This window comes from Microbacterium sp. 10L49 (genome assembly GCF_056395125.1).
Genome location: NZ_JBFTIW010000003.1, coordinates 610,366 through 624,055, shown reverse-complemented (window position 1 = coordinate 624,055; position 13,690 = coordinate 610,366). Strand labels below are relative to the sequence as shown.

Below are 13,690 nucleotides of genomic sequence, written 5' to 3'. Positions count from 1 at the left end.
GCTAGGCCCGGCCGGCACCGGAGAGGGAGGCCCGCGTAGTACTACCCTCCGGCGGACGTCGCGCTCGCCGGAGGGATAGGGCTCGCCGGAGGGGCTGAGGGGATCGTCCCCGTCGAGAGCGGCACAGACGCCGCGATTCCGGCGAAGAGCGTCTCGGCCTTGCCTCCGGGGCCCGCCGACAGCACCGTCAGCTGGTAGCCCGGGAGGCTGCGCACGGCGAAGTTGTGCGCATCGATCGCGACCTCGCCGAATCCCTCGATGACGATGTGGAACGTCGTGTCCTCGGGGCCGGAGACGTCGTGCCGCGCCCAGATGCGGACGAAGTCCGGATCCGCGGACAGGTCGCGCACCAGCTCGGCCAGGCGCGGCGAGTCCGGATGGGCGTCCCGGCGGAGCGTGGCGACGGCCGAGCGCGTCATCGCCTCCCACTCCACCAGGGTGCTCTTCATGCGGTCGTTGAAGAGCCCGGCGATCTGATTGGAGCCCACGGCGAGTCCCCCGTGCCCCAGCGCGGTGGCCAGCGCGTTGGCGGCGACGATGTCCCGGTGCGGGTCGGAGATGTACGCGGGTGTGCGGTACCAGCGGGACAGCGTGCGCGCGAGGCGCTCCGCGACCGCGGGGTCGGGCTCCACCTGCTGAGGCGGCCGTCCTGCGACGAGCCGGTGCAGGTGCGCGATCGACTCGTCGTCGAGGCGGAGCGCACGGGCCAGGGCCGAGAGGACCTGCTCCGACGGGCGCCCGATGCGCCCCTGCTCGATCCGCAGATAGTACTCGGCGCTGATCCCGGCGAGCTCGGCGACCTCCTGCCGGCGGAGCCCGGTGACTCGCCGCCCCGGCTGTCGGACCAACCCGACGTCCTCGGGCAGCACGACCCCGCGTCGTGCGCGGACATAGCGGCCCAAGGCGTTCAAAGAGTCGCTCACGCAGATCCTCGGTCGGGGGAGAAGAGGGGATGACTCAATTCTCCCGCACGCCGCACCCGCCCCGGGCATGTCGCCCGTAACCCCGACGGCGCGTCGGCTCAGGCTCCGCGGTGCTGCGCGATGCGGGTCAGTTCGAGGCCGTATGACGCGGCCGAGAGCTCGGCCATGTCGCTCGGGCGCGTGAAGCTGCGCCCGGTGAGCTCCTCGATCCGCCGCAGCCGGTACCGCACCGTGTTCGGGTGGCAGTGCAGCAGCGCCGCGGCGTCGGCTGCCGATCCGCCGGTGTCGATGTAGGTCTCGAGCGTCTCCAGGATCACATCGCGGTCGCCCTCGGGCAGGTGCAGCACCGGCCCGAGCACATCCTCGGTGAGGCGCTCGGCCTCGTGCGGATCCGCCGCGATCATCGCGGCGATCGGGCTAGGACTGAACACGCGCACCGCGGACGTGCCACGCGCCGTCATCGACAGCGCAGCGCGGGCGAGGCGCAGCGCGCGTGGCGCGTCGGTGCGCACGGGGAAGGGCGGACTCACGCCCACCCGAGCTCCCGTGTAGCTGCGCAGCACGGTGAGCACCTCTTCGAGCGCCTCGGGCCGGGTGAGGGCGACCACTCCGAGCTGCAGGGCCGGGGTGAGCCGCCACCCCGAGACGCAGCCCTGTTCGGCGAGCCGACGGGCGATCCCCGGCAGCGACTCCGCTGCCACCTCGTTGGTCTGCGCGGCGACCACGATCAGGTCGGCGTCCGAGGGGAAGCCCAGCAGCGACGCCGCCTCCCACGGCCCGGCGTCCCTGCTGACATGCCCGGTGAGCAGCACTTCCACCAACGCGGCGCGGCGATGCTCCTGCGCGATGATGATCTCTGCGGTCGCCGCCCGGTACGCCTCGGTGAGGACGGTCGCGTGCTCCTCGGCGACGTCCCAGATCCGCGTCGAGGTGCTCAGCAGGCGCGTGAGCGTCTCGGTGCGCGGGTCCTTCGTGGCGCGCTCCACCAGCGCTCCCCACAGGATCCCGAACCCGATCCGGTACACCTGGAGCACCTCGGGCAGTGGCACGCCCTGGTGCGCCCTGCGCCGTCCGGTCTGCTCCGGCACGGTCGGGTCGAGAGGAGCTTCCGGGTGCCCAAGAGCGTGCACGAGGAAGCGCAGATTGTCCTCGATGGAGCGCCGCAGCTCCCCGGTGGAGACGTGCTTCTCGTCCTGATAGACGGCCAGTGTTTCGACGCTGCGGGCGTAGACCCTCTCGATCAGGCCGGGCAGGTGGTGTTCGACCCAGGCGATTCCCTCGTCGCGATCGCTCGTGCTCATCGCACCCCTGCGCCGGATGCGTCCGCCGCCGTGAGGTCGGTCATGTCCACTCCTGTCGATCCTGCGCGGCTTCCGTCCTGCCTTCAGCGCGTCGCTGACAGCGAGGTTACGCCGCGAGCCCGTCCGCGTGATCCGGTCGCCCCGAGGGAGCGGCGTGTTCGGTCAGCTCTGTCCGCGGCACAGGGCCTCTTGTGCCCGCGGACAGGTCCGTGGCCGGACCCCTGCCGAGGGGGCGCCGGGCGGGCTAGCGTGGCGTGCCACAAGGGGGTTGCCATGACCATCGCGACACGACGATGATGAGCCCGGAGACGTACACCGCGGAGTTGCGCGACCGGCCCTTCGGCCCCGTGGTGGAGCGGCTCGAGGGACTGCTCCTCATCGAGCGACGACCCGACGAGGTGCTCCGTCGCCACGTGGAGCAGGACGGCCGGCGCTGGACCAAGGTCTACGAGGTCGAGCCGGAGGAGCGCGAGGGGCAGCTGTTCTCGTATGTGCTCTCCTACGAGGTGCCCGAGGACATCGCCGCGGATCCGGGATCGGATGACGAGGAGGATCGATGAGCGTGCTGCTGACCGGCGCGACCGGTTTCATCGGGCAAGCGGTCCTGACCGCGCTCGTCGCCGCGGGCTACCGGGTGACCGCCCTGGTCGACGACCAGGACGACGCGGATCAGGTCCGCGCCGCGGGAGCGGATCCGTTCCTCGCGTCGGAGGAGGACACCCGCACGATATCCGAGCTCGCGCTCGAGTCGGACGGGGTGATCCATACGGCGACCTCGCGCGCGGACGATGCGGACTTCATCGCCGCAGTGATGCCGGGCCTGCTCACGAGCGACAAGCCGTTCGTCTACACGAGCAGTCTGTGGACGTACGGATCGGGACTCGACCTCACCGAGGAGTCGCCCGCTGCGCCGCCCGCCGCCGTGGCCTGGATGGACGAGACCGCGCGCCGGCTCCTCGCCGACGACAGCGAGGGCATGCGGGTGGTCGTGGTCGCGCCGGGCATCGTCTACGGGCACGGTCAGGGCATCCCGCGCCGGTTCGTCGACGACCTCGACCGCAGCGGTCAGGAGCCGGTGCTGCCGTCGATCGGCGACGGATCCCAGCATTGGGCCACCGTGCACATCGACGACCTCGCCGACCTGTACGTGCGGATCATCGGCGCGGAATCGCACCAGAACGACGTCTACATCGCGGCATCAGAGGCAGACGAGACGGTCGCCGAGCTCGCCGCCGCGGCGGCGTCCGCGGCCGGAGCGACGGTGCGTGCCGAGTCCGCGGAGGAGACGGCCGAGCGCCTCGGCGCGGCGCTCGCCGGGGTGCTGCTGCTCGATCAGCACGCGCGCGCCGACCGCGCCAGGGATCGGCTGGGCTGGCGCACGACACGTCCGGCGCTGCGCGACGAACTGAGGGCGGGCTACCTCGACGTGCCCGGCGATCCGCTCCTAGGATCTCCCGCATGACTTCCGAACCGACGTCTGCGGACGCGAACGAGATCCATGACTGGTCGAGCCTGGTCGCCGGCCACACCTACGAGCTGCGCAGCGGCGCGGCGCGCCACGCCGCCGTGTTCCTGCGCACCCTCACCGACGACGAGGCCCTCTTCCAGGTGGACGGCGCCGACCTGGCGGAGCCGTTCCTGCGCCCCGAGTGGAGCGTGTTCCCGGCGGATCCCGGCGCCGCGCACACCGTGCGGATGCCCGATGGCGATCACTCGTACTGGTACAACTCCCGCACGGGTGCCGTGGAGTACGGCCTCGAGTCCCCGTCGCTGGTGCGGGTCGGCCCCTTCGCGACACGCGAGGAGGCCGAGCGCGCGCCCGAGGTGCTCCGCGCCAACAGCGAGCGCTGGGCGGCGGAGGACGACGAGGCCGAGCGGTGACGCCTGTGGGCCGGGCAGACCGGAGGGAGCGGGGCCGATGATCGGGGACGCGACGGCGGTGGATGCGGGGGTGCTGATCCTGCGGCTGCTGCTGGGCCTGACGCTGACCGCGCACGGGCTCGACAAGTTCTTCGGCAAGGGCGGGATCCGTGGACGGGCCGCCTGGTTCGAGAGCGTCGGCATGCGTCCCGGCCTGCTCAATGCCGGAGCGGCGGCATCGCTCGAGGTGCTCGCGGGCCTCGGGCTCGCGGCGGGCGTGCTCACCCCGCTTCCGGCGGCTGGATTCGTCGCCCTGATGTTGGTGGCGATCTGGACGGTGCAGGGGCGCAAGGGGTTCTTCGTCACGACCAACGGCTGGGAGTACAACCTCGTGCTCGCCGTCGCTCCGGTCGCGATCGCGACGATCGGGGCCGGCCGTTACAGCGGGGACGGCCTCCTGCTGGCGCACACCCCGCTGGCCCCGCTGCTCTCGGGCTGGCCCGCGCTGGCGATCGCCGCCGGACTGGGGGTGGCGGGCGGTCTCGGCCAGCTCGCGCTCTGCTATCGGCCGGCGAAGAAGGCCCCCTCCGGAAGCGACGGGTGAGGACGCTTCCGGGGGAGGTTCCGCACGTCGCTCGCCCTGTGACAGGGACCAAGGCCACCTGACGCAGGCGACAACCGGCTTGAAGCGGATGCGAGCCCGTGACAGGCTGACCGTGCGTCGCGAACGCGCGCGGAGGGGACGGATCCGGTGGTCACTCAGCAGTTCGTCGCACCACCCGCTCGCGCGGCGCTGTTCCTCGTGCTCACGGTGAACGAAGGCAGCGAGGAGGTCGTGCGCGACGTGCTCGCCGACCTCTCCAGCATCACGCGATCGGTGTCGTTCCGCATCCCCGACGATCAGCTGAACTGCGTGCTCGGTATCGGCGCCGAGTTCTGGGACCGGATGTTCGCGCTGCCGCGTCCGAGAGGTCTGCACCCGTTCGTGCCGCTGGACGGCCCGCGCCACCGCGCCCCGGCCACGCCCGGGGATCTGCTGCTGCATGTGCGCGCGCATCACATGGACATCTGCTTCGAACTGTCCCGGCAGGTCATGGACCGGCTGCGCGGCCACGCCGTGGTCATCGACGAGACCCACGGATTCAAGTACTTCGACGAGCGCGATCTGCTCGGCTTCGTGGACGGCACCGAGAACCCCGAGGGCGCCGCCGCCCCGGCCGCCGTGCTCGTCGCCGACGAGGATCCGGAATACGCCGGTGGTAGCTACGTGATCGTGCAGAAGTACACGCACGATCTGGAGGCGTGGGGAGCGCTGTCGGTCGAGGAGCAGGAACGCGTGATCGGTCGCAGCAAACTCGAGGACGTCGAGATGCCCGACGCGATCAAGCCGGTCAACTCCCACGTGCACCTCAACACGGTCATCGACGCCGACGGCGTGCAGCGGCAGATCCTGCGCGACAACATGCCGTTCGGCCGGCTCGGCACCGAAGAGTTCGGCACCTACTTCATCGGCTACGCGGCGGATCCCGGAGTGATCGAGCAGATGCTGCGCAACATGTTCCTGGGCAGCCCGCCCGGCAACACCGACCGGATCCTGGACTTCGCGACCGCCCGCACGGGCACTCTGTTCTTCACGCCCACCCTCGATTTCCTCGACGACGTGCCGCCCGGGCCCGGTTCGGCCTCGGCGACCGCGGAGGCCGCTCCGGCGGTCACTCCGGTGGGCGCTCCGTCGGATGCCGACGCGAAAGCGGACCTGGGCATCGGCGGGCTCCGCCGCGCCGCCGCGCACTGACCCCCACCCAGCGAAAGGTCGCAGACATGGACAACCTCCACCGCAGGCTCGCGCCGATCTCCTCGGTCGCGTGGGACCAGATCGACGACGAGGCGCGGCGCACTTTCATCACCCGGATCGCCGGACGCCGTGTCGTGGACGTGCCGGAACCGGGTGGCACCGCGTTGTCCGCCGTCGGCACGGGGCACCTCGAGGCCATCGACGCTCCCGCCCCCGCCGTGCAGGCACGGCGCCGGCGAGTGCAGCCGCTGATCGAGCTGCGCGCAGAGTTCACCGTCACCCGTGCCGCCGTTGACGACGTCGATCGCGGTGCGCAGGATTCCGACTGGCAGCCCGTGAAGGATGCCGTGGAGGCGCTTGCCACTGCCGAGGACACCCTGGTGTTCGCCGGCTCCGACGCTGCGGGCGTGCAGGGCATCGTCGCGAGCAGCTCGAACGCGACGATCCCGGTGCCCGCGGATCCGCGCGAGCTGCCGGCGGCGGTCGCGCAGGCGCTCACGGTGCTCCGTACTGTCGGTGTGCAGGGCCCGTACGCGCTGCTGCTCTCGGCCGAGCTGTACACCGCGGCCTCCGAGACCGTCGATCACGGCTACCCCGTGCACGAGCATCTGCGCCGGCTGCTCGGTGACGACGGCACCATCGTGTTCGCGCCGGCGCTCGACGGCGCGATCGTGCTCACGATGCGCGGCGGCGACTACGCGCTCACCCTCGGCCAGGACGTGGCGATCGGCTACCTCTCGCACGACGCGGACGGGATCCGGCTGTACGCGCAGGAGTCGGTGACGTTCTCGGCGTACACGTCCGAGGCGAGTGTCATCCTCCGGTGAGGGGCGCTGAGCCCGTCGGTCGCTGAGCTTGTCGGTCGCTGAGCTTGTCGAAGCGCCCCGCCACGGGATCCTGCCGACACGATCAGGACTGCATCTCAGAACGGCGCGGTTTCGTCGACGGATGGTGGGTCCGGATCCGGATCCGGGTCTTCGATGGTGAAGGTGACGGGTGCGGGTGGCCGATCGATGTAGGTGGATCCGGCGGGGCTGGTCCATACGAGGACCCCGGCTCCTTGTTGTTTCACTTTCCACGCGGTTTGGTGTTTCAGGACGTGGTGGCGTCGGCAGAGACCCCCGAGGTTGCCTTCCTCGGTCGCACCGCCGAACGCGGCGTCGATGGTGTGGTCGAGGTCTTGCGCGACCGGTGGGAGCCCGCAGGTCGGAAAACGGCAGCGGGAATCCCTCGCGTGCAGGAGTCGGCGCAGGTCAGCGTTGGGCCGGTAGTGGTCCACGGCGAGGATCGACCCGGTGACCGGATGCGTGAGCACCCGTTCCCATGCCGTGGCCCCGCCGGCGAGGATCCGGGCGGTGTCGGTGTCGATGGGTTGTCCGCCGGCGAGTTCGGCCGGCTGCTCGACGCGGACACCGAACACGGAACCAACGCCGGCTACCGTCGGCGACCCGTGCCGAGATGCGCCCGCCACGTCGGTAGCCATCGCGGTGAACACGGGGATCGTGACTTCGACCCGTGCCTGGATTGCCGACAGCAACCCTGCGGGCGTGTCATGCCCAGACGCGGCACCCGTGAGCAGGGTGTCCGCGCACAGATCCGCGCGGAGCTGGTCGATGGTGCGGTCATCGCCCGGATCTCCCAGAGCGTCCTGGTCCCGATCCCCGTCCGCGGTGGCGTCTTTCGCGGCTGCCGCGTTCGCGACCTTCACGATCCGGGCTTGCTGCGTGAGTCGGTCGTAGATCCCGTCGATGATCGCAGTGGCGTGGATCATCCCGAGCATCTTCTGCCCGTCCGGGAGTTCCTCCCGCCACAGGGTGCGCTTCTCCTGGGCCTCCCGGTGCCGTTCCGTCAGACTCCGCGGGGCGAGGCATTCCGCGATCCGTTCCACAATCCGCTTCGCCCGGTGCGGGGTCTCCCCGACGCACGCATTGACCGCCGCCCGCTCGAACTCCGCCCGCACCCCGCCGTCCAGCCGCGCCCCGGCATCCTGGATCAGCCGCACATGCCCGGCGTTGATCCTCGCATCCGTAAACGCCCGCATCGTGGCGGGGAACTTCGTCATCAGTTCCGCGGCGCGCACCATCCGCCCTTGCACGACCCGGTCGGACATGTGCAGCACCGCCGCCAGTTCCGCCGCGACACTGCGCGCGGCGAGATCCACCGACTCGCCCCGCACCCCGGACGCACCGTCCGCGGCGGCGAGGTCCTCCGCGAGCCGCTGCGCGACGGCGAGGTGCACATCCTTCAACGCCTGCAGGCGGGTGATCGTCGCCTCGGTCGTCGCCAACCCGTCCACGAGCGCGGCCAGCACGAGCACCGGATCCACCGGGTCCACCCCGGGATCCAGAACCGTGCCGGTCGAGCTCGTCATACCCCCATTCAACTCGGGGCCACCGACATTCCAGGCTCCAAAAGGGCCAGATCAGATCTATAAAAGATCACGAACGGGTCACAAGATCCAGTCGTCGGTGACCTCGGTCGCAGAGCCCGTCGAAGAGCCCGACCCGCGGGCCTTTCGTCGTGCCATCGGCTCGCTCAGGGCGGGGCGTCACCGGAGCTCGGTCCCTTCAGAAAGACCTACTCGCGGACGTCGCCGCTGTCCGGCTCGAACTGCTCCTCGACCTGCTCGTCGGATTCGAACGAGGCGTCGTCCGTCTCGCTCTCCTCGACTGCGGCCGCAGCCTGCTGCTTCGCCTCTTCGAGCGCCGCCTCCTCGCGCTTCTCCTCGCGCCGCTTCTCTCCGAACATGACGTCTCCTCAGCATCCGTGGGCTTCGCCGTCACCCTACGCCCGACGGCCCGTGGGGGTAAGGACCCTCGGATCCGGCGACAGCGTCGGCTGTCCGCGCGAACAGGGTGGGACCGACGGATATGATGACCGGAGCGTCGCGTGCTGGTGGCAGACCGTGTCAGGCATGGAGGCGCCGGATTGAAGGAGCGCGACGATGCCCTCGTCCCACCCTTCGTTCTCGCGTGACTGAGCGCGAGACGACAAGGCTCATCGCCTGGAGCAATGAACTCCGACAGGCGCACACCCGGCTGCGAGAGGCCCTCGGGGTCGTGCGCGCCGGCGTGCACGGACCGGATCCGCAGCGACCGGCCCGGGATCTGCTGCTGTACTGCCGCGGATTCTGCACCGCCCTCGACCAGCACCATCGCGGCGAGGATCGGGCGCTGTTCCCGGCGATCGAGGCCGCGCATCCCGAGCTCGCCCCGGTGCTGCGCAAGCTCTCCGAGGATCACGCCATGATCGACGTGCTGCTCACGGCGCTGAGCACGGCGGTCGACGGCGGGGTGCCGCCGGACGACATCGACCGGCACCTCGACGGTGTCGGCGCCATCATGGAGAGCCATTTCGCCTTCGAGGAACGGCAGCTGCTGCACGTACTGGAGACGCTCGCGCTCGCGGCGGATCCGCAGGAGGTGCTCGGCCGGCTCTGAGCGCCGGACTGGTGCGCGGGGCGAGAGAGTGCGCTCCGCGCCCCCGAACCGCGACTTCGCGGAGGAGGATGTCGATCGGCGGATCCTTCGATCGTCACCATGATGTCGATACCTACGAAAGGACGGATCATGCGTTACACGCTTCTGCTGCAGTACCCCGAGATGAGCGCCGAGGACCTCGGGCCGGAGGTGCTCGCCGAGGGCATGCGCGCCTTCGACGTCTATGCCAAGGCTCTGGACGAGGCGGGCGTCCTGCGCAGCGCCGAGGTGCTGCACCCGTCGACCGCCACGACGACCGTGCGTGTGCGCGACGGGCAGCCGGTCATCCAGGACGGGCCGTTCGCCGACACCAAGGAGCAGCTCGGCGGCACCTTCGTGATCGAGGTCGACGACCTCGACGCGGCACTCGCCTGGGCCGCGAAGGCGCCGTCGGTCGAGTGGGGCGCGGTCGAGGTGCGTCCCGTCGCGACACGGTTCGCGGACGGAGCATGGCAGGGAGCTTCGCCGGTCCGGTGAATGCCGCAGCGTGTGGTCGGCGCCGCCGTGAGGCCGCGAGACCGATCCTGTGTCCCGAGACCGCCGATGGTGTCGGCGGTCTCGGGACGGAAGTTCGGTCTCGCGGTTCTCGTGCAGATCCGGATCCCGCACCCCAGGAGGCGAAATGAGCGCGGCCGATGAGGCGCGGTCCGCCGCCGAGCGCGCGGTCCGCGCCTCCTACGGACGGCTCGTCGCACTCCTCGCGGGCGGGACCGGCGACCTGGCGCTGGCCGAGGACTGTCTCGCCGACGCCCTCGAACGTGCACTGCGCACCTGGCCCGATGCCGGAGTGCCCGACAACCCGGAAGGATGGCTGCTCACCGTGGCCCGCAACAGACTCCGCGACGTGTGGGGCTCCGCGGCGCGCCGCACGAGCGCTCCGCTCGATGACGCGTCGGGCCTCGGCGCGGATACGGGGATCGACGTCGAGGCCCTCGTGGAGCGCGGCGAGACGATCCCGGACCGGCGCCTGGAGCTGCTGTTCGCATGCGCGCATCCCGCGATCGACCAGAGCATCCGCACACCGCTCATGCTGCAGACCGTGCTCGGCTTCGACGCGGCCCAGGTGGCGCGCGCGTTCGACGTCGAACCCGCGGCCATGGCGCAGCGCCTCGTGCGGGCGAAGCGCAAGATCCGCGACGCCGGGATCCGCTTCGTCCTGCCGACGCGCAGCGACATGCCCGCCCGCACCGCCGCCGTTCTGGAGGCGATCTACGGCGCCTACGCCCTGGACTGGCTGGGCGACCACGACGACGTGCGCACCTCGCTCGCCGACGAGGCCCGTTGGCTCGCCGTGCTCACCGCGACGCTGCTCGAGACGGATGCAGAGGCGTGGGGCCTGGCGGCGCTGCTCACGCTCGCGCAGTCGCGGGCGCCCGCTCGGGTCTCCCCGGCGCCCGGCCAGCCCTGGCCCGCGCTGGACGAGCAGGATCCGGCGCTCTGGGACGCCGCGCTCATCGCCGAGGGTGAGGCGCTGCTGCACCGGGCGGCGCGCCTCAGCGGCGTCGCCGGGGGAGCGGAGCCGGGCCGGTTCCAGCTCGAGGCGGCGATCCAGTCGGTGCACTGCGACCGCGCCCGCACCGGGGTGACCGACCGGGCCGCGCTGCTGCGGCTCTACCGCGCACTCGTGCGGATCGCCCCGACGCGCGGTGCGATCGAGGCGCTCGCCGCGGTCGAGGGACGAGGTGAGGGCTACACCTAGCGGACCACCTCAAGGGGGCCCTCCTCGGGCGTCGGCGGCTCGAACCGCTCGAAGTATTCCGTCGCCGTCTGGGCGGTGAGCGGCCAATCGTCCGCCTGCCTGCCGTGTCGGTCACCGACTCGGCTCAGGATGGTCTCAAGACTCGTCGCGATGTAGACCGTCTCCGGCACGATGCCCTGAGGGGCGAGCAGTGCGCGGAACTCATCGCGTTGTCGCCGGAACCAGAATCCGAAGTCGAGCACGACATCGTTCCCCGCCGCGACCTGGCGCAGCAAGCGCGCCTTCAGATCTGCCGCCACCGCGACGACGATGACGGGGCTGATGATCCGCAGGCGCACCCAGGCAGCGCGGGAACCGCGGGACGCGGAGGCGGCGATGGCCAGCACTACGACCGCGCTGGCGAGCACGAGGGAGCATCGCACCCAGATCGCGCTTTCGAAGCCGATGCCGGTGGCGCTGGCGATGCCGAGGAAGGCGATCATCACGGCGCTGACCGCCGCGAAGGCGCCGCCGAGGAGGAGGACGGGACGGAAGGCCGCGCGACGGGCGGGAGTGAGGGCGCGGTCCGCGGGGAGGGAGAGTGTCTTGGTCATGTCTCCAGGTTCCTCAGGGGAGACGCCGCCCGGATCCACCGATCGGTCAGGCTCGACCACCGATCGGTCGGAGAGTCGTGACCCGGCTCCTTCGCCGCTTCACTTGTCGCGAATCGCGGTTATCCGTGCGCCATAGCCGCAAGATGCGACCAGCGAGCGCCAGGAGCAAGCCGGGGAACGGACCGGCCCGACGTCAGGGGCGCACTCGCACCGTGCGCTCATCGAGCGTCACGAGGTCGCCGGCGACGAGCTGACGTCCGCGGCGACGCTCGACCTCGCCGTTCACGCGCACGTACCCATCGAGGATCGCGCCCTTGGCGTCCCCGCCGGAGTCGATCAGCCCGGCGAACTTCAGGAACTGGCCGAGCCGGATGCTCTCACCGCCGATGGCGACGTCGTCGTTCACGCTCATCCCGCCACGCTATCCGAGTTCTCGGATCGGATCGGATCGGATCGGATCGGATCGGCCCGGCGCCGGATCCGCTGCGTTGCGGCATCGCCGGCAACACTGCTGACCGCGTTTCCCTCCCCGCAGCGTCTTTCCCCCCTCGCACTGACGTCCGCCCGAGGGGGAAAGACGGTCAGGGGAGGGAAACACGTCGACCGACGGCGGAACCGCGCAGCCTACCCCCGCCGATTCGGGTGAGGATCCGTGCACGCGGAATCCGCGTCGCGTGGCGTCACAGAAGCCGTCCGCGGCGTCACACGATGTCGAAAAGCGACACACAACGGCAGTGGATCCGGCGGGCATGTGAGTGTGGGCACACGCCGCGGCCGCCCGTTCCGTCGGCGCATCGCCGGGCGTCGTACACAGCGCGTCGTCCGGACGGCACCGACCCGCGGTGCGACGACCCGAAGGAGGCCCCCATGGCAAGGAACACTCGACGCATCGCATTCGCCGGGATCATGGCGACCACCGCAGCCCTCGCGCTCGCCGGATGCAGCCTCTCCGCCTCCGCGAACGGGCCGTCGGCGGGCGCCTCCGCCGGCAGCACCGTGTACTTCGGCGTCTCGTCCGCGACCACGGGGCAGTACGCGCAGTACGGCGAGCAGTTCAAGAAGGCGTTCGACCTGGCCGTCGAAGAGGTCAACAAGGACGGCGGCATCAACGGCCACCCCGTGGCCCTCAAGTACGAGGACTCGCAGTCCGACCCCAAGCAGTCGGTCACCGTGGCGCAGAAGTTCGTCAACGACCCGCAGATCTCGCTCGTGTTCGGGGACTACTCGTCGGCGGCGTCGATCCCGGCCTCGCCGATATACACGGCGGGCAAGCTGCTGCAGTACGGCTTCAACAACTCGAACCCCGACTTCACGGCCAAGGGCACGCAGTACCAGTGGTCGAGCGCGATCACCACGAGCGCCAGCTACACCTGGACGGCCGACTACATCAAGAAGCAGGGCATCGACTCGATCGGCGTGACCTACCTGAACACCGCCGACTGGGGCATCCCCGCGTTCCAGGCGTTCAAGGCCGAGGCCGACAAGATCGGCCTCAAGATCACCGACGCGGAGGCGATCGACCCCACCTCCGACGACTACCGGCCCTCGCTCACCAAGGCCGTCGCCGGCAGCCCGAAGGCGTTCGCGCACGTCGGCTACGGGCCGGACGCGGCGAAGCTCGTCACTCAGCTGCGCGCGATCGGCTTCACCGGCACGTTCTACGGCGGCCAGGACGAGGAGTCCTTCGACGGCACCCCGGATGCGGCGGGCTCGGTCATCGGAACGGAGTTCGTGTCGACCAGCAAGGCACCTGAGGTGCAGGACTTCGTCAAGGCGTTCAAGAAGAAGTACCCGGAGGAGAAGGAAGTCACCCTCTTCGAGGCCGGCGCCTATGATGCTCTGCACGTCGCCGTGGCCGCGGCGAAGAAGGGCGGCACCGACCGCGCCGGGATCCTCAAGGGCTTCCAGCAGATCACCGACGTGCCGAGCGTCGTCTACAGCAAGCTCTCGTTCGACAAGGAGACCCGTCGTCCTGCCTCGCCGCAGCTCACCCCCACCGTGCTGAAGGACGGCGCCTGGGTCGCCATCGAAGGCTGATCG

The 13,690-nt window shown here is 70.6% G+C and carries 16 protein-coding genes; 10 read left to right on the top strand and 6 right to left on the bottom strand.

Features of this window, described 5'->3' with window-relative positions; all coding sequences use genetic code 11:
- Positions 1 to 41 precede the first annotated feature (41 nt).
- Together AC1DCT_RS10765 and AC1DCT_RS10760 are read right to left on the bottom strand one after the other, a co-directional pair.
- Positions 42 to 923 (bottom strand): helix-turn-helix transcriptional regulator, encoded by an 882-nt coding sequence (locus AC1DCT_RS10765; protein WP_477429109.1) that lies wholly within the window; start codon positions 921 to 923, stop codon positions 42 to 44.
- Between the two features lie 98 nt (positions 924 to 1,021).
- Positions 1,022 to 2,224 carry a PucR family transcriptional regulator gene (locus AC1DCT_RS10760; protein WP_441976463.1) on the bottom strand — a complete coding sequence of 401 codons (1,203 nt, stop codon included), beginning with the start codon at positions 2,222 to 2,224 and terminating at the stop codon, positions 1,022 to 1,024.
- Between the two features lie 296 nt (positions 2,225 to 2,520).
- Between AC1DCT_RS10760 and AC1DCT_RS10755 the strand changes: the two genes are divergently transcribed.
- The 6 genes from AC1DCT_RS10755 (at position 2,521) to AC1DCT_RS10730 (ending at position 6,706) form a co-directional block, all read left to right on the top strand.
- Positions 2,521 to 2,784 (top strand): hypothetical protein, encoded by a 264-nt coding sequence (locus AC1DCT_RS10755; RefSeq protein ID WP_441976462.1) that lies wholly within the window; start codon positions 2,521 to 2,523, stop codon positions 2,782 to 2,784.
- Positions 2,781 to 3,686 carry an NAD-dependent epimerase/dehydratase family protein gene (locus AC1DCT_RS10750; RefSeq protein ID WP_477429107.1) on the top strand — a complete coding sequence of 302 codons (906 nt, stop codon included), beginning with the start codon at positions 2,781 to 2,783 and terminating at the stop codon, positions 3,684 to 3,686. Before AC1DCT_RS10755 ends, AC1DCT_RS10750 begins: the two co-directional genes overlap by 4 nt.
- Entirely contained in the window at positions 3,683 to 4,105 is a 423-nt protein-coding gene (locus AC1DCT_RS10745; protein WP_477429106.1) for a hypothetical protein, read from the top strand. Before AC1DCT_RS10750 ends, AC1DCT_RS10745 begins: the two co-directional genes overlap by 4 nt.
- Before the next feature lie 37 nt (positions 4,106 to 4,142).
- The gene (locus AC1DCT_RS10740) at positions 4,143 to 4,688 is read left to right on the top strand and encodes a DoxX family protein (protein WP_440732665.1); all 546 of its coding nucleotides are present in this window, start codon (positions 4,143 to 4,145) and stop codon (positions 4,686 to 4,688) included.
- A gap of 147 nt (positions 4,689 to 4,835) precedes the next feature.
- Positions 4,836 to 5,879 carry a Dyp-type peroxidase gene (locus AC1DCT_RS10735; RefSeq protein ID WP_477429104.1) on the top strand — a complete coding sequence of 348 codons (1,044 nt, stop codon included), beginning with the start codon at positions 4,836 to 4,838 and terminating at the stop codon, positions 5,877 to 5,879.
- A 26-nt stretch (positions 5,880 to 5,905) separates the two neighbouring features.
- Entirely contained in the window at positions 5,906 to 6,706 is an 801-nt protein-coding gene (locus tag AC1DCT_RS10730) for a family 1 encapsulin nanocompartment shell protein (protein WP_477429102.1), read from the top strand.
- Positions 6,707 to 6,801: 95 nt separating this feature from the next.
- Here the strand turns inward: AC1DCT_RS10730 and AC1DCT_RS10725 are convergent, their stop codons facing one another.
- Complete coding sequence (locus AC1DCT_RS10725) at positions 6,802 to 8,250, bottom strand: HNH endonuclease signature motif containing protein (RefSeq protein WP_477429100.1); 1,449 nt, start codon at positions 8,248 to 8,250, stop codon at positions 6,802 to 6,804.
- 206 nt (positions 8,251 to 8,456) lie between these two features.
- Positions 8,457 to 8,627: a hypothetical protein gene (locus AC1DCT_RS10720; RefSeq protein WP_477429098.1), complete on the bottom strand. Its 171-nt coding sequence runs from the start codon at positions 8,625 to 8,627 to the stop codon at positions 8,457 to 8,459.
- A gap of 224 nt (positions 8,628 to 8,851) precedes the next feature.
- Here AC1DCT_RS10720 and AC1DCT_RS10715 point away from each other — a divergent pair, with 224 nt between their 5' ends.
- From AC1DCT_RS10715 to AC1DCT_RS10705, 3 genes are all read left to right on the top strand, one after another.
- Positions 8,852 to 9,319: a hemerythrin domain-containing protein gene (locus AC1DCT_RS10715; protein ID WP_477429096.1), complete on the top strand. Its 468-nt coding sequence runs from the start codon at positions 8,852 to 8,854 to the stop codon at positions 9,317 to 9,319.
- Between the two features lie 129 nt (positions 9,320 to 9,448).
- On the top strand, positions 9,449 to 9,835 hold the full coding sequence (locus tag AC1DCT_RS10710; protein ID WP_440732656.1) for a YciI family protein: 387 nt from the start codon (positions 9,449 to 9,451) through the stop codon (positions 9,833 to 9,835).
- Between the two features lie 145 nt (positions 9,836 to 9,980).
- Positions 9,981 to 11,057 (top strand): RNA polymerase sigma factor, encoded by a 1,077-nt coding sequence (locus AC1DCT_RS10705; protein WP_477429095.1) that lies wholly within the window; start codon positions 9,981 to 9,983, stop codon positions 11,055 to 11,057.
- Here AC1DCT_RS10705 and AC1DCT_RS10700 read toward each other — a convergent pair.
- Both AC1DCT_RS10700 and AC1DCT_RS10695 read right to left on the bottom strand, forming a co-directional pair.
- Entirely contained in the window at positions 11,054 to 11,650 is a 597-nt protein-coding gene (locus tag AC1DCT_RS10700; protein WP_477429093.1) for a P-loop nucleotide/nucleoside kinase family protein, read from the bottom strand. The genes AC1DCT_RS10705 and AC1DCT_RS10700 overlap by 4 nt on opposite strands.
- Before the next feature lie 193 nt (positions 11,651 to 11,843).
- Positions 11,844 to 12,062 carry an RNA-binding S4 domain-containing protein gene (locus tag AC1DCT_RS10695; RefSeq protein ID WP_440732649.1) on the bottom strand — a complete coding sequence of 73 codons (219 nt, stop codon included), beginning with the start codon at positions 12,060 to 12,062 and terminating at the stop codon, positions 11,844 to 11,846.
- A 455-nt stretch (positions 12,063 to 12,517) separates the two neighbouring features.
- Here AC1DCT_RS10695 and AC1DCT_RS10690 point away from each other — a divergent pair, with 455 nt between their 5' ends.
- Positions 12,518 to 13,687 carry an ABC transporter substrate-binding protein gene (locus AC1DCT_RS10690; RefSeq protein WP_477429091.1) on the top strand — a complete coding sequence of 390 codons (1,170 nt, stop codon included), beginning with the start codon at positions 12,518 to 12,520 and terminating at the stop codon, positions 13,685 to 13,687.
- Positions 13,688 to 13,690: the final 3 nt, after the last annotated feature.